The organism is Terasakiella sp. SH-1 (genome assembly GCF_004564135.1).
In the GTDB taxonomy this organism is placed as follows: domain Bacteria; phylum Pseudomonadota; class Alphaproteobacteria; order Rhodospirillales; family Terasakiellaceae; genus Terasakiella.
The window spans coordinates 749,116-767,220 of record NZ_CP038255.1 but is presented as its reverse complement, the minus strand read 5'-3'; the positions used below and the strand labels follow the sequence as shown (position 1 = coordinate 767,220).

At 47.6% G+C, this 18,105-nt stretch carries 21 protein-coding genes; 8 read left to right on the top strand and 13 right to left on the bottom strand.

Annotated features, from left to right (window positions below; translation table 11 throughout):
* Nucleotides 1–717, bottom strand: coding sequence for a response regulator (locus tag E4K71_RS03470; RefSeq protein WP_135076613.1), 717 nt, complete (start codon nt 715–717; stop codon nt 1–3).
* 194 nt (nt 718–911) lie between these two features.
* Here E4K71_RS03470 and E4K71_RS03465 point away from each other — a divergent pair, with 194 nt between their 5' ends.
* Nucleotides 912–1,334 carry a hypothetical protein gene (locus E4K71_RS03465; protein WP_135076610.1) on the top strand — a complete coding sequence of 141 codons (423 nt, stop codon included), beginning with the start codon at nt 912–914 and terminating at the stop codon, nt 1,332–1,334.
* Between the two features lie 72 nt (nt 1,335–1,406).
* On the opposite strand, the gene pssA is transcribed toward E4K71_RS03465, so the two are convergent.
* Complete coding sequence (gene pssA / locus E4K71_RS03460; RefSeq protein ID WP_135076607.1) at nt 1,407–2,231, bottom strand: CDP-diacylglycerol--serine O-phosphatidyltransferase; 825 nt, start codon at nt 2,229–2,231, stop codon at nt 1,407–1,409.
* Nucleotides 2,232–2,396: 165 nt separating this feature from the next.
* On the opposite strand from pssA, the gene E4K71_RS03455 reads away from it, so the two are divergent.
* Nucleotides 2,397–3,041 (top strand): hypothetical protein, encoded by a 645-nt coding sequence (locus tag E4K71_RS03455; RefSeq protein ID WP_135076604.1) that lies wholly within the window; start codon nt 2,397–2,399, stop codon nt 3,039–3,041.
* A 3-nt stretch (nt 3,042–3,044) separates the two neighbouring features.
* On the opposite strand, the gene E4K71_RS03450 is transcribed toward E4K71_RS03455, so the two are convergent.
* Both E4K71_RS03450 and E4K71_RS03445 read right to left on the bottom strand, forming a co-directional pair.
* On the bottom strand, nt 3,045–4,010 hold the full coding sequence (locus tag E4K71_RS03450; RefSeq protein WP_135076601.1) for a LysM peptidoglycan-binding domain-containing protein: 966 nt from the start codon (nt 4,008–4,010) through the stop codon (nt 3,045–3,047).
* 81 nt (nt 4,011–4,091) lie between these two features.
* Nucleotides 4,092–4,946: a hypothetical protein gene (locus E4K71_RS03445; RefSeq protein ID WP_135076598.1), complete on the bottom strand. Its 855-nt coding sequence runs from the start codon at nt 4,944–4,946 to the stop codon at nt 4,092–4,094.
* A gap of 56 nt (nt 4,947–5,002) precedes the next feature.
* On the opposite strand from E4K71_RS03445, the gene E4K71_RS03440 reads away from it, so the two are divergent.
* Nucleotides 5,003–5,590, top strand: coding sequence for a TIGR00730 family Rossman fold protein (locus tag E4K71_RS03440; RefSeq protein ID WP_135076595.1), 588 nt, complete (start codon nt 5,003–5,005; stop codon nt 5,588–5,590).
* Between the two features lie 61 nt (nt 5,591–5,651).
* Nucleotides 5,652–6,110, top strand: coding sequence for a winged helix DNA-binding protein (locus E4K71_RS03435; RefSeq protein WP_135076592.1), 459 nt, complete (start codon nt 5,652–5,654; stop codon nt 6,108–6,110).
* On the opposite strand, the gene E4K71_RS03430 is transcribed toward E4K71_RS03435, so the two are convergent.
* Nucleotides 6,107–6,772 carry an HAD family hydrolase gene (locus tag E4K71_RS03430; RefSeq protein ID WP_135076589.1) on the bottom strand — a complete coding sequence of 222 codons (666 nt, stop codon included), beginning with the start codon at nt 6,770–6,772 and terminating at the stop codon, nt 6,107–6,109. The genes E4K71_RS03435 and E4K71_RS03430 overlap by 4 nt on opposite strands.
* A 78-nt stretch (nt 6,773–6,850) precedes the next feature.
* On the opposite strand from E4K71_RS03430, the gene E4K71_RS03425 reads away from it, so the two are divergent.
* The gene (locus E4K71_RS03425; protein WP_135076586.1) at nt 6,851–8,056 is read left to right on the top strand and encodes an ABC transporter substrate-binding protein; all 1,206 of its coding nucleotides are present in this window, start codon (nt 6,851–6,853) and stop codon (nt 8,054–8,056) included.
* A gap of 2 nt (nt 8,057–8,058) precedes the next feature.
* Entirely contained in the window at nt 8,059–8,634 is a 576-nt protein-coding gene (locus E4K71_RS03420; protein WP_135076583.1) for an SOS response-associated peptidase family protein, read from the top strand.
* Here E4K71_RS03420 and E4K71_RS03415 read toward each other — a convergent pair.
* Together E4K71_RS03415 and E4K71_RS03410 are read right to left on the bottom strand one after the other, a co-directional pair.
* Nucleotides 8,631–9,491: a universal stress protein gene (locus E4K71_RS03415; protein ID WP_167730241.1), complete on the bottom strand. Its 861-nt coding sequence runs from the start codon at nt 9,489–9,491 to the stop codon at nt 8,631–8,633. The genes E4K71_RS03420 and E4K71_RS03415 overlap by 4 nt on opposite strands.
* 30 nt (nt 9,492–9,521) lie before the next feature.
* Nucleotides 9,522–11,087, bottom strand: coding sequence for a bifunctional aminoglycoside phosphotransferase/ATP-binding protein (locus E4K71_RS03410; RefSeq protein WP_135076577.1), 1,566 nt, complete (start codon nt 11,085–11,087; stop codon nt 9,522–9,524).
* A 44-nt stretch (nt 11,088–11,131) separates the two neighbouring features.
* Between E4K71_RS03410 and E4K71_RS03405 the strand changes: the two genes are divergently transcribed.
* Together E4K71_RS03405 and E4K71_RS03400 are read left to right on the top strand one after the other, a co-directional pair.
* Nucleotides 11,132–11,875 carry an SDR family oxidoreductase gene (locus tag E4K71_RS03405; RefSeq protein ID WP_135076574.1) on the top strand — a complete coding sequence of 248 codons (744 nt, stop codon included), beginning with the start codon at nt 11,132–11,134 and terminating at the stop codon, nt 11,873–11,875.
* A gap of 89 nt (nt 11,876–11,964) precedes the next feature.
* Nucleotides 11,965–12,336: a response regulator gene (locus E4K71_RS03400; RefSeq protein WP_135076571.1), complete on the top strand. Its 372-nt coding sequence runs from the start codon at nt 11,965–11,967 to the stop codon at nt 12,334–12,336.
* On the opposite strand, the gene E4K71_RS03395 is transcribed toward E4K71_RS03400, so the two are convergent.
* The 6 genes from E4K71_RS03395 to E4K71_RS03370 all read right to left on the bottom strand — a co-directional run bounded on the left by E4K71_RS03395 (nt 12,333) and on the right by E4K71_RS03370 (nt 18,010).
* Nucleotides 12,333–12,905 (bottom strand): hypothetical protein, encoded by a 573-nt coding sequence (locus E4K71_RS03395; RefSeq protein ID WP_135076568.1) that lies wholly within the window; start codon nt 12,903–12,905, stop codon nt 12,333–12,335. The two genes, E4K71_RS03400 and E4K71_RS03395, sit on opposite strands and share 4 nt — an antisense overlap.
* Nucleotides 12,906–13,027: 122 nt before the next feature.
* Nucleotides 13,028–14,245 (bottom strand): 5-aminolevulinate synthase, encoded by a 1,218-nt coding sequence (hemA, locus tag E4K71_RS03390; RefSeq protein ID WP_135076565.1) that lies wholly within the window; start codon nt 14,243–14,245, stop codon nt 13,028–13,030.
* Between the two features lie 242 nt (nt 14,246–14,487).
* Nucleotides 14,488–15,531, bottom strand: a complete 1,044-nt coding sequence (locus E4K71_RS03385) for a SpoIIE family protein phosphatase (protein ID WP_135076562.1) — start codon at nt 15,529–15,531, stop codon at nt 14,488–14,490.
* Nucleotides 15,531–16,412, bottom strand: coding sequence for an ATP-binding protein (locus E4K71_RS03380; RefSeq protein WP_135076559.1), 882 nt, complete (start codon nt 16,410–16,412; stop codon nt 15,531–15,533). The genes E4K71_RS03385 and E4K71_RS03380 overlap by 1 nt, the downstream gene beginning before the upstream one ends.
* 9 nt (nt 16,413–16,421) lie before the next feature.
* Complete coding sequence (locus tag E4K71_RS03375; RefSeq protein WP_135076556.1) at nt 16,422–16,727, bottom strand: STAS domain-containing protein; 306 nt, start codon at nt 16,725–16,727, stop codon at nt 16,422–16,424.
* 20 nt (nt 16,728–16,747) lie between these two features.
* Nucleotides 16,748–18,010 (bottom strand): methyl-accepting chemotaxis protein, encoded by a 1,263-nt coding sequence (locus tag E4K71_RS03370; RefSeq protein WP_167730239.1) that lies wholly within the window; start codon nt 18,008–18,010, stop codon nt 16,748–16,750.
* Nucleotides 18,011–18,105 lie beyond the last annotated feature (95 nt).

Below are 18,105 nucleotides of genomic sequence, written 5' to 3'. Positions count from 1 at the left end.
TTAATGCTCCACCTTGGCAGAAAACATATAGCCCCCACCCCGCACGGTCTTGATCGTTGTCGGGTTTTTCGGTTCATCCTTCAATTTTTTGCGCAAGCGGCTGACCTGCACGTCAATAGCACGATCAAACGGGATGGCCTCGCGACCACGAGCCATATCCAGCAACTGGTCACGATTAAGCACACGGTTGGGATGGCGAACAAAAGTATCTAACAGTTCAAACTCCCCCCGGCTCAAGGCTACAAGTGTGCCTTCTTCATTCAGCAATTCACGCTGTTCCGGGCGAAACTCCCAACCATTAAACTTAAAGCTTTCCCCTTCTTCCTGTACAACCGCCACCTCACGTTCACCTGTGCGACGCAAGACGGCCTTGATACGCGCCAGTAATTCACGTGGGTTAAAAGGTTTGGCAATATAGTCATCAGCGCCCATTTCCAAACCGATAATCCGGTCGGTATCTTCCCCCATCGCCGTCAACATAATAACAGGTAACTGGGATGTTGCCCGTAAATTACGACACAGGGTCAACCCGTCTTCACCGGGCATCATCACATCCAGAACCACCAGATCAATCGCCCAGTCATCCAGGGCGCGTTTCATCTCACGCCCATCCTGAGCGGTGGTGACACGCAGGTTATGTTGCTTGAGAAATTTCGCAACAAGGTCGCGAATTTCACGGTCATCATCAACGACCAATATGTGTGCTTGTTTTTCCATAACCTTACTATAACCGAAACTTTAACGGGGCGCGGCGCTTTCTCTGTAACAGACTGTAACAGATTGCGCTGCTGAAACAATCCGTCACCTTTTCACCCGCTTTAGGACACATCCCGGTTACACAACAGGTGTTTAATTATAGTCATCGAAAGGGCGATAGCACTCGCCTCAACCTACACAGACGGAGACTTACAATGAAACGCAATGCAATTATCCTGACTGCTATCAGTGCCATCGCCCTTGCAGGGATCACCACAGTGGCGATCGCCGATGATGACGAGCGCGGCTGGTGCCCCAAAGGTAAATATGGCAAAGGCGGTGAATATGGCCGCATGCACCGAGGTGACGGCCATGGCATGGGCCTTGGCATGATGGGGGGCCATCACATGGGTCGCTTTATGAAAGATGGTAATTTCGATCTGGAACTCACCCCTGAACGCGTCAAGGAAATCATGGAAGGCAAGCTGGCTTGGCATGGCAATGACAACCTGAAAGTCGGTGATGTCAGCACAGATAAAGACGGCAACATCATTGCCAAGCTGGTGACTAAAGACAACTCACTGGTGGAAACCTTCACAATTGATCCAAAAACCGGGGCAAAACGCCCACTTCGCTAAACAAAACGCCTATTCTCCCCGAAAAACTCAAAGGGCCCCTGAAATTCAGGAGCCCTTCTTTTTATGTGCGCTTTATGTGCGGTTTGCGTCGTCTTGTTCGGCGCTATCGAGATCAATGTCATCATCATCATCTAAATCTCCGGCCTCGGCACGTTTTTGCCATTTCTTATAAGACTGGAAGCTTAACGGGATACTGCCCAGATAAATCGCCCCGATCACCGATAACATGGCCCACGGTGCGCTGACCAAAAAAGCAACAAACAAGCCAACGGCAATCATCACAGGCAGAACGTAAGGGGCTGGAACCTTGGCCTTTTTGAACGAAAATGTCGGAAAGCGGCTGACCATCAGCCCGCCAATAACACTGAGAAACAGGCCCGCCATATAAGGACTTCTGAAAAAACCATCCCCAAACATGAAAGACAGCACCAATGGGTACATAATCAACAAGGCACCAGCCGGGGCCGGTACCCCGGTGAAAAAGTTATTTTCCCAGGCTTGTTTGTTGGGGTCTTCCAAGGCGGTGTTAAATCGTGCAAGACGCAAAGCCATACAGACAGAGAAAAATAACACAAACACCCAGCCAACCCGGCCTGCATCTTCCAACACCCAGAAATATAAAATCATGGGCGGGGCGACACCAAAGCTGATGAAATCGGACAGGGAATCCAGTTCCGCGCCAAATTTGCTTTGGGCATTCAACATACGGGCAACACGACCATCCAGCCCATCCAAGATCGCGGCAACAACAATGGCAAAAACCGAAGCTTCCCACATTTCGCGAGAAGCAAAGTTAATGGCCGTCATCCCCGCACACAAGGCGGAAATTGTCAGCATATTGGGAATAAGGCGGTTAATCGGTAAACGTTTTAGTTTTGGGCGGCGTTTTTCTGTCATTGTGGTCATCTTCACCGAAAATGGGAATAATTGTGCCCAAATTACCAAATATCACACCCCATGTCTCTAGCAATTAGGATCATAAACTTATGAAAAGAAGGTTTTGTTTATATTTCAGTTACATGTTAGATTGTGCATAAAGTCAAAGAAAAACAGGATCGTATTGTGAGCCCATCAAGCGATTTTCCACAAACAGCCAAAAGCCTCGTCCAGTTTAGCAGCTCCAAAACAGGGGAAATCAGTCTGACAGATCAGGTGTCTGCCCAAGGTACGGAACTCACCCTTGGGGGACAGAAAAACAATCTGGACTTTATGGTTGAATATCAGGGCTACTGGTTTGCCATCCATGTTGATCAGCAAGGCACAAAAACCTTCCTGCATATTCACGGTGCAATAGGCAAACTCCCCTACTCTTTTGAAAGCGCCTTTGCGCGCACCAATATCATGGCTGTTGTGCGTGCTGCCAGTCGGGCCTTGGGCGGTAGCGTCCAGATTGATGAGGCGCAGAATATTATCCTGATTGATACAATCAAATTTGAAGGTGGCATTTCCCCCAAAGTTGTCCTTGCCGAAACAACAAAGGTATTACTGCGGGTCAAACCTTATCTGATGCTGGTGACAGAATTACAGCCCCCCCAAACATCGACCCTGAAAGCCCCCCAGAACTATAAAAAGCAACCGGAATCCAGTGTTGAGTTTACAGAGGCTACACAACAGCAGCCTGCACCGACACTGACAACACCCAAGAAAAGAGCCCCCAAAACATTCCGTGTTAAGTTAAAGCCCAACATAAAGACTGCACCGAAATAAACCTTATTTTGCTTTGGGCAGTTCAAAGATCTGACCTGGGTAAATCAGGTTTGGATCACTGATTTGTGCTTGGTTGGCCTGATAGATCACAGCATAATCAAATCCCGTACCGTAAACACGCCGTGCAATGCGCCATAAGCTGTTACCCGGCTGTACAACAATTTTGCGTTCATCGGGAATATTCGGGATTTCAGCGGCACGGGAGAACGGAATGCTCACCCGGTTCAACACTTTGCGATTTTCATCCACATGGTCTGCACGCAGTTTATAAACACCCGGTTTAACAGCACTATTCGGGGATAAGGTCCACCCCCCGCGATCATCAGCCTGTGTATTACCCAGAAAATCCTGATCTAGATAAAGAAAGACAACGCCCCCTTCCGGTGCTGTACCAGAAATGGAAAGCTTCCCGCCTTCATCATAATTAACCGCATCAATTGCAAGGTCCAGACCTTGAGCCCCCGGCACCTGCAAGGCTTTAACCGGGCCTTTGCCATCTTTGGACATGGTAACAGCCAGCGCTGTTTCCCCTTCTTTTTCAGGGACCATCAACACAACAATATCTTTCGATGTCATGACAGACCCATCCGGGTTCAAGCTGCGCAGGCTCAGTTCACGTTCACCAGGCTCAAGCGGGCTTGTTGGCAAAAACACCCATTCTCCACGATCATCGGTTTTGATATTGCCTAAAACGGTATCACTATCCAATACGGTGACTTCTGCTTTTGAAGTCGCACGCCCTGCCATAACCACATCCCCATTGGGATTAATGCGCACGACATCAAAACTTGGAATCTCATTATCCGTTTTTTTCTGAGCTGTTTTTGTCGCAGATGCAGGTGGGGTGGATTTGGGCTGTTCAGTTTGTTGCGCTTGTGATGGTGTTGCTTCATCCTCGCCGGATAAAGCTAAAAACAAGGCTGCGATCACCGCAGCGAGACCCAACGCAATAAGAATAACTGAACGCAAAATCTTCTCCTACCCCATTGAAGCGATTGCTCTAAAGCTACAGACTAGACCTAAACGCCCCAATATGCAATTCAAGAAACTCTAAAGCGCCCGCAAAACATCATAAAAAACAAGGCTTAAAAAGGCAGGTAATGCACCAACTATGACATAAATAGCATATTTGGCCCGCACAATCAGATGTGAGCGTCCATCAACGATCTTTTCCACGCTTTGTCGACTAAATAAAACCAAACACAGGCATAACAGGCTGATCAATGGTGCATGGCCCTGCAACCACATATCCCATGCCAGTGCACCAATGGCAAGACTGTAGGGTAGAACTGCATTTTCATGAAACGTGAATTGCAGTTTTGGCACACACCAAACCATGGCTGAAATACCGATCACACACAGGGCAATGGCAAAATTTTGCGCCATCTGATCCCCACTTCCCTTGGCAAAAAGAAACAGGGTAAAGGAAATCATGGATAAAGGCAGAAATGCATCCAGCGCCTGATGGGCCTGTGCCAGCTCATTGCGGGCTTTTAAGGCAAGCACAAAACTAAACAGGTATAAAACAAGGCCAGCAAAGGCTGTCTTGATTAATATGGCAAGATCAAGACTCATACCACATAGAATCCAGCCCCAAATCACGACAGTCACCAGCATCCCAATCAGACGAATGGTTGTTTGGCTGATCAGACACAGCAACAACCCCATAAAACTGGCAAAACCCAATCCATAGGGAAGCGCCTTCATGCCAAATTGGAAAGGTTCTTCCACCCGCCCAAAGGCAATCATCACCGCGATAAAACATCCCAACCCTAAGCTGAGCGAAGCAAAAACATCACGTTTTTCACCGCCAATGGCCCAACGCAAAAGCGGTAATGTTCCCAGCACAGTGACGGCAGGAAAGAGAAGGGATAAAAAGAAGCTGTTGTTCATTAGACTGGTCATGATGCTAAGATAGCTCTAAAGAGTTACCAAAGCGTTTCAGTTTGAAAGAGATCAACATGACCTTTACCCCCAAATCCCTGTGTGTGTTCTGCGGTTCAAAAAATGGCAATGATCCCGAATTTGTCAAGGAAGCCCAAAAACTTGGGAAAATGATGGCTGATCAAGGGGTTGAACTTGTTTATGGTGGCGGGTCCATCGGCATCATGGGCGTCATTGCAGAAGAAGTTCTTGCCCATGGCGGGCGTGTCACCGGTGTCATTCCTGAATTTCTGCAAAAATTTGAAGTCGGCCATCAAAACCTTAATGAATTAATCATTACCGAAAGCATGCATGATCGCAAACGCACCATGTTTGAACGTTCCGACGGGTTTATTGTTTTACCCGGCGGATTAGGGACCATGGATGAAACTTTTGAAATTATGACATGGAAACAATTGCGCCTGCATGACAAGCCCATCATTGTTCTGGATACGAAAAATTACTGGCAACCTTTTCACCAACTGGTTGAAGCCACCATTGCCGGTGATTTTGCCCATGAGGCTGTGCGCGACCTGTATTGCCTGGTAAAAACAGCAGAAGATGTGTTTCACAGTTTTAAAGACTTGCCAAATACACGTGAAGAGGTATTTACGAGTCATCTCTGATTGAATAACGCTCTTAATCGTGGCATAAGCTAGGCAGAAGATGGCTCTTGGGATGAAATGAATGAAAAAAGAATATCTTGACCTCACACGTATGATTGAGCGTTTGCACCGTCGTTTTCTCGACGTATTGCGTGCTGAACTCAACCGCCTGGAGATCAAAGATTTAAATGCCGTGCAAGCCTTGTTGCTTGCCAACATCGGAGATGAAGAAATTTCGATTCGTGACTTGATCGAACGCGGGTATTATCAAGGCTCCAACGTTTCCTATAATATCAAGAAACTGACAGAAAGCGGCTTTCTGGAACAAAAGCGTTCCCCTCATGACCGTCGTTCCGTCAATGTGAAATTGACACCAAAAGCGCTTGAGTTCACCGCAAACCTTAAGAAAATGGAAGACCATCATGCCCAAACCATGAAAGCATTCGGTCTCACCCCCATTGAAGTAGAAGTCACCCTAAAAGCCCTGAAACGTCTGGAAAGAACCTGGACAGATTACATCCATTACGGTCCAAACGATTAAAACAGTTCATCTATTCTGATTTCAGCAATCGAATTAAGCGACCTTACATCAAAGCCGTCCTTTGCGACGGCTTTTGCTTTGTCAGCTTCCCCTTCATCGCGCCCATGCCCTGTTAGAACATGGACCCCACCTGAGATTTGTGCCTTTAACCCGGCTTTTAAATCACTGGCCTTATCCCCAACAATCCAGGACCCTTTCCCCTGAATCGGCAATGCCCCCATCGCACGTAATAACATCCCCGGGTTGGGTTTGCGCGCTTCGTGATCAGGATCGTTAAAAGGCTCAATACCAGTTTTATGAAAGGGGCAGGCATAGACCGCATCCACAAAAGCCCCTTCCTCATCCTTCAACAACTCATGCATTTTTGCCTGCACCGCATTGAACTGCGCCCAACCAAACATATCACGGGCCAGCCCCGATTGATTGGTCACAACCACTACAGGAATGTCACGTTCATTTGCCGCACGGATAATTTTCGCAGCCCCCCCTATCAGGGCAACATCTTCAACCTTATGCAAATAATGAACCTCTTCCACAATGACCCCATCACGATCCAGAAATAATGTGGGCCGTGAGGTCTTAAAACGTTTTGCACTGTCAAAAAGCTGACACCAAATATGATCACTGCCGATCGTAACATTTGTGGGAAGTTCAGAAGGCATGGGGAAACTCTTTAACCAGTTGCGAGAAGGTAGGCGAACTTATACACTGAGAGAAGATAAATGTGAAGGAAGTGCCCTATGGTTCATCGGCGCGATATATTGAAGCTTGGTGCAGGCGGTGTCGCTGCCATATGCACCCCTTCCCTGCTTCACGCCCGTGTGCGCCCCCTGATCGTCGGGGATATCAATAGCTATATTCCCAGCATCAACCGCTTCACCATTCCTTATCGCAAAGGCTGGATACTGGCAAAAGAACAAATCAATTTAAACGGCGGTGTTTCAGGAAGACCGCTGGAGGTCTTTTCCCAAAATGATCGGGGCAACCTCACAGAAGCGGTGCGCGCTGCAAAATTCCTGACTGAAACAAAAAAGGCCGATGTTCTAAGCGGCTCTTTCCTGTCTCACATTGGGCTGGCCCTGGCTGATTATGCCGCACAAAACCGTATCCCCTTTATCGCAGCAGAACCCTTAAGCGACAAAATCACACTGGAAAAGGGAAATCCCTATACCTTTCGTCTGCGCCCCAGTACCTATATGCAAACCCGCATGCTGGCAAAAGAAGCGATCAAGCTGCCTGTGACCCGGTGGGCCTGTATTGCTCCCAATTACGAATATGGTCATTCTGCTGTTGAAAACTTCAAAACCGTCATTCGCGCCGCCCGCCCAGATGTAGAATTTGCTGAAACCCAATGGGTTGATCTGTTTAAAATCCGGCCAGATGACGTCATTGAAAACCTGTCGAATAAAAATATCGACGCTATCTTTAACGTCACTTTTTCAACAGATTTGGAAAAGCTGGTCAAAGCATCTGAAAAGACAAAGTTCTTCCAGAATAAATCCGTGGTCAGCCTGCTCAGTGGTGAACCGGAATACCTGAAAACGCTGACCTCTCCAGTCTGTGACAACTGGATTGTCTCCGGCTATCCATGGGAACAAATTCAAACCCATGCCCATCGCCAATTTGTGCAAGCCTATCAATCACGCTTTGCAGAATCCCCTATGCTGGGCTCCCTTGTTGGTTATATGACCCTGACTTCGATTGCCCAAGCTTTCAAAAACGATCAAGCACCATCCAGTGCAGAGAAATTCGAAAATCTGTTTTTTGACAGCCCCTTGGGAACCATTCACTATCGGGCCAGCGATCATCAATCTTCTATGGGAACCTTCATCGGACGCTTGCATCATCAAAACGGTATAAACCGCCTCAGCGACTGGTACTACGCCGACGGGGCTGATTTCTGGCCCAGTGCCGAGGTAATCGCCCAACGACGAAATAGCGAATAACCATGTGTTCCACCTTTGAAGCTGATATTTTGGCAAAGGTCCTCCAGCAAACCTATGGCTTATCGACCATTCCAAAATCAAAACGCCTAAAGCGCCCAACCGATGATGCCTTGGTCATTGACCAAATGGGCCATGCCGAAGTCTTACCATGGGGATTTCAAGTTGAATGGTCGACAAAGCCCCTGATTAATGCCCGTGCAGAAACCTTACTTGAAAAAGCAACCTTCCGCCCCGCCTTACAAAACCGTTGCCTTGTTCCAGCAACAGCCTGGTTTGAATATCGTCAAGATGAAGGGGGCAAATTGAAAAACCGGATTTCCATTAACGGGATCACACAATTTGCCATGGCAGGGCTGTATGATAAGGACCGTTTTACAATCATCACCTGCGCCCCACACCCGGCTATTGCCCATATTCATGACCGGATGCCCGTTTTATTGCCGCCCATTCAATATCAACGCTGGCTGGACAAGAAAACCCAAACCCAACAGTTAGGCGACCTTTTAGCCCCACCAAAGAATATTGCCTTTGATATCGACGAAGAACAACCAAGGGAAAAACAGCTGGGGCTGTTTTAATGCCCCATAATCACAGGAATTTGGGCATTTTCGATCACATCACGTGTGGCGCCCCCCATAATCAATTCCCGCATGCGACTGTGGGTATACCCCCCCATAACCATCATTTCAGCCCCCAGCTTCAAGCTTTCTGACAACAGGGCCTGACCAACTGATTTTCCAGCTGGGGTGAAAAAAACGGCTTTGGCCTCAATATCATACCATTGCAGATAGTCCAGCAGTTCATTGCCCACCGGGCTATCGGTTGCTGATGTATCAGCGGTAATCACATAGATTGTTTCTGCCTTTTTCAAAAAAGGTTTCGCCGCTGCAACCGCACGCGCCCCTTCCATGGACCCATTCCAGCAAACGGTAATATTTCTGGGAAATTTCTCGATAGGTAATTCCGGCAATAACATCATGGGGCGCCCGGTTTCAAACAAGGCTGCATTAATCGCCAGTGTGGAATAAACTTCGTTATCCTCGACAGGTTTTGGCACCAAAATCATATCAGCCAAACGCCCATAACGGGCAATAACCTCATCTTCACGGCCCTGATCTTCCAACCATTGCGTTGTGATCTTTACCCCTTCAAGCGGCCTTGAGCTTTCCACGGCCTCATGGTCTTCTAGGGCATATTTATAGAAACTATGAGCCTGGGCACGCTGTTCACTATTTTCTTTTTCAGCCAAGGCGATCATATCTTCAATCATCGCCCCGGACATCCCCTCCCCCAATAAAGGGATCGCAGAACGGGGATCAGGCTCCACATGCAGCACATTGATATGGCTGGCAAATTCTTCGGCAATGACGAAAGCCGCATTTAAAACCGCATGGGATGACTTGGCCCCATCAATCGGGGCAAGAATGGATTTCATACACATAACAACCTCCCAGCGTTTTTGGTATTACCTGTTAAGCATACCCTGATTTTTTAAGCTTTTCCAGACATCGGTCAAAATTTTATGGGCTTTTTCAGTCAGATGGCCCAAATCAGTCGATGCATCAAGCCTGTGCCAATCTATAGCTCCGAGCTTATATCCCGCCTGTAAACGCACAACCTGAACATCTGCATCCGAAGGATCGTTTTTACGTCCCCTCACCCGATTTTCCAGAACCTTTTGGTCAACCTCAAGCCAAAGGCCCGCAAAAGGAATGCCTAACTCAGTGGCTAATTCAGACAATTTTTGTCGTTCTTCCTCTTTGGCAAATACCCCGTCAATAATAACGCAATAGCCACTTTCAATCGCGACACGGGTTTCCTGATACAAGGTCTCATAGGTCTTTTGCGTCACATCCAGCTGATATGCCGATTTGGGAAGTTTTTCAAAGGGAGCAACCTGCATCAATCTTTTGCGGATCATGTCGGTTCTGGCGATAAAAGCCCCTGGTTGCTTACCTAACGTCGGGGCCAATGCTTTTGCCAGTGTTGATTTCCCGCTGCCAGACAACCCGCCAATGGCGACCAGCATCACAGGCTGCGCTTCAAGATAGCCCAGAGATTCTTTTAAATAACATCGGGCATCTTCTTCCCACGCCAACCTGAGAGCCGCTGATGGCTGGTTTTGTGAGGCCACCGCATTTACATGAGTACGGATAGCTGAACGCGAAGATAAAAACAGCCCCAAGAGCTTCAAACCAGCCACATCGCCTGTGCGCCCGAGATAACGGTTCATCACACAGTTGGCAAGATCCAAACGTTTGCGATGACAGAGATCCATCAATAAGAAGGACAAATCATACAGAATATCGATCACCGCATAATCCGGTTCAAACTCAATCGCATCAAACAAAGTGATCTGACCTTCAAAAAAACAAATATTGCGCAGGTGTAAATCCCCATGACAATGGCGCACATAACCATTTTTTTGACGGGCATTTAACCCCTCTGTATGGCGTGTCATTTCCCCAGCCACCTGCTTTTTCAGATCATCGAGCAAAGCTTGATCCAGCACATGCTCGGGGCAATTTTCAAAAGCTTTGTAATGGCCGTCAAAAGCCCGCACCATCCCCGCAGCACCGCCATATTCATCATTGCGTTGGTAATCCTGATAACACTCCACGATATGATCGCTCAGGCTTTCCATATCAGCGATATGAAGCTGCCCATTTTCACAAAGCTGATCAAACAGTTGGGACTGATCAAAGCATTTCATCTTCACCAGCCAGTCAACGACTTCTCCCTGCCCGCCAAGGTGAAGCCCCTCTTTTTCACAGATGGGCACCACATCCAGATACAGGTGCGGGGAGTTTATCTGGTTAATTTTCAATTCCAGACGGCAAAATTTCTCACGGTCTTCCAATCGGCTGAAATCAACGAAAGGTAAGGCGATAGCCCGCTTTAATTTATAGGCATAATCGCCTGCAATAAAAATGACCGAGATATGGGTATCGTAACGCTGAATGGGTTGCGTCTCATCCAAGCCATAACTTTGCGGTTTCATGAGAAAATCAATCACTTCGCTTTGTTTCATTTCTGATTGTCCTGACAAGCAAGTGGCGTTACTCTCTTCATATTATGGCAAATGACACACAAAAAACAGCAGTGATTACAGGGGCAAGCCAAGGGATTGGTCATGCAACGGCACAGTATTTCCTCAACAAAGGCTGGCGGGTGATTACCTGTGCGCGTCAGGATGTGCCACCGGAATGTATGCGCGACCCAAATTACGCCTTTCATTACCCAACCGATCTGGGTGATGATGACAGTCTGGCAAGCTTTGTACATGAGGCTAACAAGCTATTGGGCGATGACCCGCTTCACGCCTTGGTCAACAATGCAGGCATGTCCCCAAAGACGCCCTTCAAAGAACGACTGGGCTGTTTGAATGGCGATTTAGAGGCTTGGCAACAGGTCTTTGATCTTAACTTCTATGCTCCGCTCAAACTCTCGCGTGGCTTTGCGCCTGCCCTTCATCGCGGTGGCGGGGCGATTGTGAATGTAACCTCCATTGCCGGGCATTATATCCACCCCTTTGCCGGATCAGCCTATTCTATTTCCAAGGCTGCCCTGTCAGCCCTCACCCGTGAAATGGCCAATGAATTTGCCGCCATTGGCGTACGGGTCAATGCGGTTGCGCCAGGGGAAATTCAAACCGATATGATCCAGCCGGAATATGAAACCCTGATCCCACGCATCCCGCTTAACCGCATGGGTTCCACAGACGAAGTCGCCTCCAGCATCTATTATCTCTGTTCAGAAGATTCGTCTTATGTGACGGGGACGGAAATGTGGCTGACAGGTGGGCAACATTTGTTTTAAGGCTTTTCTTTTAAATTATACTTTAAACTGTATTGCACAAAACCTATTATAAAAGAGAATAAGTATTAATCATAATAAACAGGCGCAAAATGACAAAACCAACTGTTCTGATCGTTGACGATACCCAAACCATCCGCACCATGATGTCTGTCATGATTGAAGCCATGGGGGCGACTGTTGTGGGTCAAGCCTGTGACGGGGTGGAAGCCGAAGAGATGTTTACAGAACTCAAGCCTGATTTAACCCTGCTGGACATTGAAATGCCCCGCAAAAACGGGATTGATACCCTGAAAAGCCTGTTAAAAATCAACCCGGCAGCAAAAGTCATTATGTTGACAGCCAATGACAATACGATTGTCGCTGAAAGCTGCATTCACAACGGTGCTGTCGGCTATCTTCAAAAAGAACTCTCTTCAGACCTGTTTAAAAACGGGCTGGAAGTCCATCTGCAAAGTGCTTAAAGCCCGTCTGGAAAGGCTTTTTCGTACAGGGCGTTACGCATTGTTTCAAGCCATTCAAGGCGTTTTTCGATCAGATCAAGGTCATGGTCCAACCAATCGGTGAGATGGCCGGTTTCTTCTACATGGTTATCACGCAAATCCCCCAAACGGGAAAGTTCGGCCTGGGCAGCATCACACAAACTATCGACCTGGTTGCACTGTTCTTCGGCAGGTAAAAGGTGGAGAAAACGGAATTTTAGCGTGATGATCAGTTTATTCAGGTCATTACTTTCCGCACGCACCCGCGCCATAAGAAGCTTATGTAATTCTTCTGCCCCCTTATCGGTTAATTCCATCAGCGCGTCATCTTCCATCCCCTGCCCCTCAGATGGGGCAATCAGCCCTTCAAATTTCAACAACTCAAGGGAAGTGCCCATCAATTCCAGGGATGGGCCAGTCACACGGCTCATAAAATGGCGGGCATCATGGGCCAGAATACTATAACGCATAGGCTGCTCGGCCTGAGCAAGAGTGCCCAGTGCGCATAATCTGACAGCTTCTTTTGGCGTTAGTGTATTATCGGCATACATGACACGTTTCTTCAGAAATAAAAGTGCCTCTATGATATGGCCGATTTCTTGTTAAGGTGCAAGCAGGTAAAATAAAAAGGGCGGCCAAGGCCGCCCAAGTCAGAATATCGCTGTGAAATAAATTATTCAGCAGCCGCTTTTTTCAAAGCCAGACTTTCCCAGACCTGTCTCAAACAAGCCACCAAGTTATCCATCATTTCTTCGGTGTGGAACGGCGAAGGCGTAAAGCGCAAACGTTCTGTCCCCTTGGGAACCGTCGGGTAGTTGATCGGCTGGACATAATGATTGAATTTTTCCATCAACATATCACTGGCCTGCTTACACAGAACCGGATCCCCCACCATAACCGGTACAATATGGCTTGGGTTTTCAATATGAGGGATACCTGCAGCATCGAGTTTCTCACGCAACATCTTGGCGTTGGCCTGATGCTTCACACGGATTTCATTATGTTCAGCCACATATTTGATGGATGCCAAACACCCTGCTGCCACCGCAGGCGGAATGGATGTGGAGAAAATAAAGCCCTGACCAAAGGAACGGACAAAGTCACACATAGCCTTGGACCCAGCGATATAACCGCCAACAACGCCAAACCCTTTCGCCATCGTCCCTTGAATAACCGTCAGACGATCCATCAGCCCTTCACGTTCCGCCACACCAGCGCCATGTTCACCATAAAGGCCAACGGCATGAACTTCATCAATATAGGTCATGGCATTATATTTATCGGCCAAATCACAAATTTCCTTGATCGGGGCAATGTCCCCATCCATGGAATAAACAGATTCAAAGGCGATCATTTTCGGGCGATCCAGCGGTTGCTCTTTTAAGATACGCTCAAGGTCTTCCAGGTCATTATGTTTGAAAACCGTTTTTTCACTGCGGCCCAAACGGATCCCTTCAATCATGGAGTTGTGGTTCAACTCATCAGAGATAATCAGCATCCCTGGCATCTTTGCCCCCAATGTGGAAAGAGCGGTAAAGTTCGCCACATAGCCAGAGGTAAAGATCAAGGCGGCTTCTGTACCATGCAATTTTGCCAGTTCCTGTTCCAGCAGAACATGGTAGTGGTTGGTCCCGGAAATATTGCGGGTCCCGCCAGCACCAGCACCACATTTATCCAGAGCCTCATGCATGGCGTTCATGACTTCTTTGTTCTGGCCCATGCCCAAATAGTCATTTGAACACCAGACCGTCACTTGTTCAACGCCACTGTCGCGATAATTCATCGCATGGGGGAAATCACCCGCACGACGTTCCAAATCTGCAAAGACACGATAGTTACCCTCATCTTGCAGGTCAGCAATACGTTCAGCAAAAAATTCTTCGTAATTCATTCTCTTCTCCAGACCGGGAGCTTACCCGGTTCCCCTTAATCTCTGTTAAAGAGTCCTAACGAATGAATGTGACCTCAATATGTCGAAATCTGCCTTATTTCGCAATAATTGCAAAAATTATCCAATTACATCAATAGGATGTGCGTACAACCTAACCGTTCCAAGCGCAATAAAAGGCCGTCAAATCATCACTTAAGGGACGCGGTGCCTGATCAAGGAAGGGCTGCAAAATCGTTTGAATATTAATACAGGGCTTCCAGCGCCAGCATTTCCACACCATCACGCCCAAGGCTTAAGCCTTCTTTGCGACCATGTTCAATCAAGGCATCGCTATAAAGGAAGATCCCGTCCCCTTTATTGAATTCCATTGTCCGGTTTTCATACTTGGCCTTAGCACTAAGCCCAAGGGGAATCCCTTTTCCTGAACCCAGCTCAATTTTCTGCTTTTGATGATCCAGACGAATGGGTGTGGTTGACCCGGCAGCAGCATATTCAAACACATGACGCTCCAGATCAATGACACCCAATGTGATGGTTGCATATTGCCCGGTCTGTAATTGAGTACTTAGCCATTCATTCAAATGCATTAAATATTCAGCCGGGTTCATCTCCCCAATGGGTTCGCTATCAATTTTACTGTGTAGCCTGAATGTATTCATGGCAGCCGCAATGCCATGACCAGAGAAATCCACAAGATAGAACATCACCTTACTGGGGGACATCAGGTGCATTCCCCAAATATCCCCACCCAGCTCGGTCGATGGTTCATAATGGCTTGAGATCGTCAGGTTATAGGCCCGTTCTAACAAGCGTTCTTTCTCTTCAGAAGGCAGAAGGTCACGCTGCATGGCGTGAGCGCGATTCAGCTCTTTCTGCATTTCACGCTGATCGTTCTTGACCTGTTGCGTTACCCGGTTGACCTGTCGCAATACGGTCACCACACGCGCAATCAACATGTCATAGTCAATTGGTTTGGTCAGATAATCATCTGCCCCACAAGACAGCCCTTTGAGCACATCTTCACGTTCACCAAAAGCTGTCAGAAAAAGGAAAGGCACATTGGCCCACTGTCCATAACTGTTACGCACCGTATCCAACAGCTCATAGCCATCCATAATGGGCATTCGAATATCGCATAAAACCAAGTCAGGCATTTCGGTGCGGATCAAATCAAGTCCCTGCGCCCCGTTGGAAGCTTCAATCACGTCATAATCATTATCACGCAATTCTTCACAAATATCGCGGCGCAGGTCTTTTTCGTCTTCGATACACAGAATTTTGACCATCACAACCCCTCTTTATTTGTGATTTCAAAGGAACATTCGACAATATTACCCTTGCCAATATAACTGATATTTTCCAAACCGGATTTCTGCACAATGACAATACCACGCCCGGATTTCGTCAAGTTGGCTTTTTCCTGCATGGCTTTCATGACCTTTTCCCAGTCAAACCCCTGCCCCTCATCTTCCAACCTAAGGTACAGTCTGTCATTGTCACGTTTAAGTTTTAAGCTGGCGCATCGCTCACGAAAAACAGCGTCTTCCTGACGTTTTTCAATTTCTTCAACCCAGCGCCCCTGATTGCGCAAATCAATCTTTTCTTCGTGGGTAATTTCCAGATTGCCGTGTTCAATGGCATTTACAAACAATTCCATCATCCCCAGACGCAATATTTTTTTGTCTGGAGATAAACTGGACAGCAAGCGGGCAAGCGCCTGTGCTTCTTCAAAATTTTTAAAGACAAATTCACCAGAATTTAAATGCGAAATCCCTTCCACCGCATTCAACATCATTTCACGGATGTTGCGTCGCCGTGCATGGGATAACACATAGGACAACACCATATGAGTAATGTCTTCACAACCATGATAGCTGTGCACATCCTCATAACGTTCGTCCAACATCGCCTTTTGATCCGGCCAACACAGGATCGGAATTTGGCATTCCCGAATGAGGAGTTCCATATCGCTGACATCATCGTCCTCAGACATGATGGCACCGGGGCCAAAAATAATGGTGTCAGGCTCATGTTCCAATGGAGGACAGGTCTTCAAGCCATCACAAAACACCATGCCGAAACCATGAACGCTCACGCAGTTCGTAATTTTCTGGCGTGCTTCGGGATCACTTTCAATGACCAGACAGTTGCTTTTCCAGCTTTCCATCGGAAATAATTACTCTTCGTAAGGGATCAGGCTCGAAAATTCTGAAATATCAAGGATCTCACGTACATCCCCGGAACCAGGGATCAGTGAAACAGTCTTGGATGTATCATCACAAAACTCTTTTAAAACAAGCAAAAGCCCAAGACCTGCGGAATCCAGAAACTCCAACCCTGTCAGGTCAATGACACATTTGCTGCCATTTGCTTCGGATGCCTCCAGACTAAGGGAACGGAAGCTTTCCTCGTCAGTTAACGTCAACTCCCCTAACAGCTTGACGTGTACGACCCCGTTATTTTCAGTAATTGTATGTTGCATTAATTTCTCTCTGTTCTCATTTATTGTGTTCGCAAACTCTTCAGGAATGCTTTGACTTCATCGTCGAGTTGTTGTGCAGGCTTGTTCAAATCACGCGCCGCCCACATGACGCGAATGACCGCACTGTAAGATGTTGCCGAGCCCTGGTTAACCTTAATAATCCGGCTACGGACCATTTCGGAGTTTTCAGCCACATCCCGCATATTAGATGCGATATTTTCAGTGCTGGCCCCTTGCTCTTCCACGGCTGATGCAATAGCTGTTGCAATCTTATCAATCTGGGAAATTGTTTTTCTGGTACTGCTGATGGCATCACTTGCCCGTTCCGTTGCATCCTGAATACCACCAATTTGCTGAGAAATTTCTTCTGTAGCCTGCGCTGTTTGATTGGCAAGGTTCTTCACCTCACCAGCAACCACGGCAAACCCCTTGCCGGCATCACCCGCGCGCGCTGCCTCAATCGTTGCATTCAAGGCCAAGAGATTCGTCTGTTCTGCAATCGCCGTAATCAATTGCACCACTTCTCCGATCTTGTTCGCCGCCACATTCAAGCCATCCATGGCTGATGTGGCTGCCTCGGCATTCCCCACGGCATCACGCGCAATCGCGGCAGACTGGTTTACCTGAGAGCTAATTTCTGTAATGGATGCAGAAAGCTGGTCTGTCGCATCTGCGACAATTTGTACCGTTTCATTGGTGCGTTGTGCAGCACGTGCCACATCGACAGAACGCGTTGATGAACTATCCAGACGTTTGCCCATATTCTGGGAACGGTTCTTGATCTGATTGGCACTTTCAAAAATGGCCACTACACCATTACCAACGGTTTCTTCCAGCTCATCCCCCATTTTCAACATACGGGCAGACACATTTTCCATGGCGTCTGTCGCCGTGTTAATAGTTTGGGAAGCATGCAGGAATGTCCCGACCATTCCTGGTTCCAGAATACGGCGGTAAAAACGGTTGTGGCTGACAGCTTCCATTGAAGCCATTGCTTCACGCACAAAGGCATCCATACGGTCAACCACACCGTTCATAGCCCACAACATTTCTGCGATTTCGCCAGACCCTTCAATGTCTGTAATCCGGCTTTCAAAGTCGCCACTTTCAACCTTGCGGCAAAAAGCAACGGCCCCCTTGATTTTGCCAGAAACCCGCGACAAATAAATCAAGGCGACAAGAGACGCGATCAGAGCAACCAAAGACACAGCAATAGGAAGAACAGCGCCTGATGAGATGGACATTACAAGTTGCACCAGCATCAAAAGCAATGCTGTGCCCATGCACATCCGAATTGTATTAAGGGATGACCCGAACATCTCCCCTCCTCATGTTATTTTTATTTAATTCACATTATTTTTTTATTGGCATCATATGC

Coding starts and splice junctions, on each gene's coding strand:
- E4K71_RS03420 (WP_135076583.1), top strand. CDS start 8,059: ATGTGTTCCACCTTTGAAGCTGATATTTTGGCAAAGGTCCTCCAGCAA.
- E4K71_RS03385 (WP_135076562.1), bottom strand. CDS start 15,531: ATGGTCAAAATTCTGTGTATCGAAGACGAAAAAGACCTGCGCCGCGAT.
- E4K71_RS03405 (WP_135076574.1), top strand. CDS start 11,132: ATGGCAAATGACACACAAAAAACAGCAGTGATTACAGGGGCAAGCCAA.
- E4K71_RS03425 (WP_135076586.1), top strand. CDS start 6,851: ATGGTTCATCGGCGCGATATATTGAAGCTTGGTGCAGGCGGTGTCGCT.
- E4K71_RS03375 (WP_135076556.1), bottom strand. CDS start 16,727: ATGCAACATACAATTACTGAAAATAACGGGGTCGTACACGTCAAGCTG.
- E4K71_RS03370 (WP_167730239.1), bottom strand. CDS start 18,010: ATGGGCACAGCATTGCTTTTGATGCTGGTGCAACTTGTAATGTCCATC.
- hemA (WP_135076565.1), bottom strand. CDS start 14,245: ATGAATTACGAAGAATTTTTTGCTGAACGTATTGCTGACCTGCAAGAT.
- E4K71_RS03465 (WP_135076610.1), top strand. CDS start 912: ATGAAACGCAATGCAATTATCCTGACTGCTATCAGTGCCATCGCCCTT.
- pssA (WP_135076607.1), bottom strand. CDS start 2,231: ATGACAGAAAAACGCCGCCCAAAACTAAAACGTTTACCGATTAACCGC.
- E4K71_RS03415 (WP_167730241.1), bottom strand. CDS start 9,491: ATGAAATCCATTCTTGCCCCGATTGATGGGGCCAAGTCATCCCATGCG.
- E4K71_RS03380 (WP_135076559.1), bottom strand. CDS start 16,412: ATGGAAAGCTGGAAAAGCAACTGTCTGGTCATTGAAAGTGATCCCGAA.
- E4K71_RS03470 (WP_135076613.1), bottom strand. CDS start 717: ATGGAAAAACAAGCACACATATTGGTCGTTGATGATGACCGTGAAATT.
- E4K71_RS03435 (WP_135076592.1), top strand. CDS start 5,652: ATGAAAAAAGAATATCTTGACCTCACACGTATGATTGAGCGTTTGCAC.
- E4K71_RS03445 (WP_135076598.1), bottom strand. CDS start 4,946: ATGACCAGTCTAATGAACAACAGCTTCTTTTTATCCCTTCTCTTTCCT.
- E4K71_RS03430 (WP_135076589.1), bottom strand. CDS start 6,772: ATGCCTTCTGAACTTCCCACAAATGTTACGATCGGCAGTGATCATATT.
- E4K71_RS03400 (WP_135076571.1), top strand. CDS start 11,965: ATGACAAAACCAACTGTTCTGATCGTTGACGATACCCAAACCATCCGC.
- E4K71_RS03395 (WP_135076568.1), bottom strand. CDS start 12,905: ATGTATGCCGATAATACACTAACGCCAAAAGAAGCTGTCAGATTATGC.
- E4K71_RS03410 (WP_135076577.1), bottom strand. CDS start 11,087: ATGAAACAAAGCGAAGTGATTGATTTTCTCATGAAACCGCAAAGTTAT.
- E4K71_RS03440 (WP_135076595.1), top strand. CDS start 5,003: ATGACCTTTACCCCCAAATCCCTGTGTGTGTTCTGCGGTTCAAAAAAT.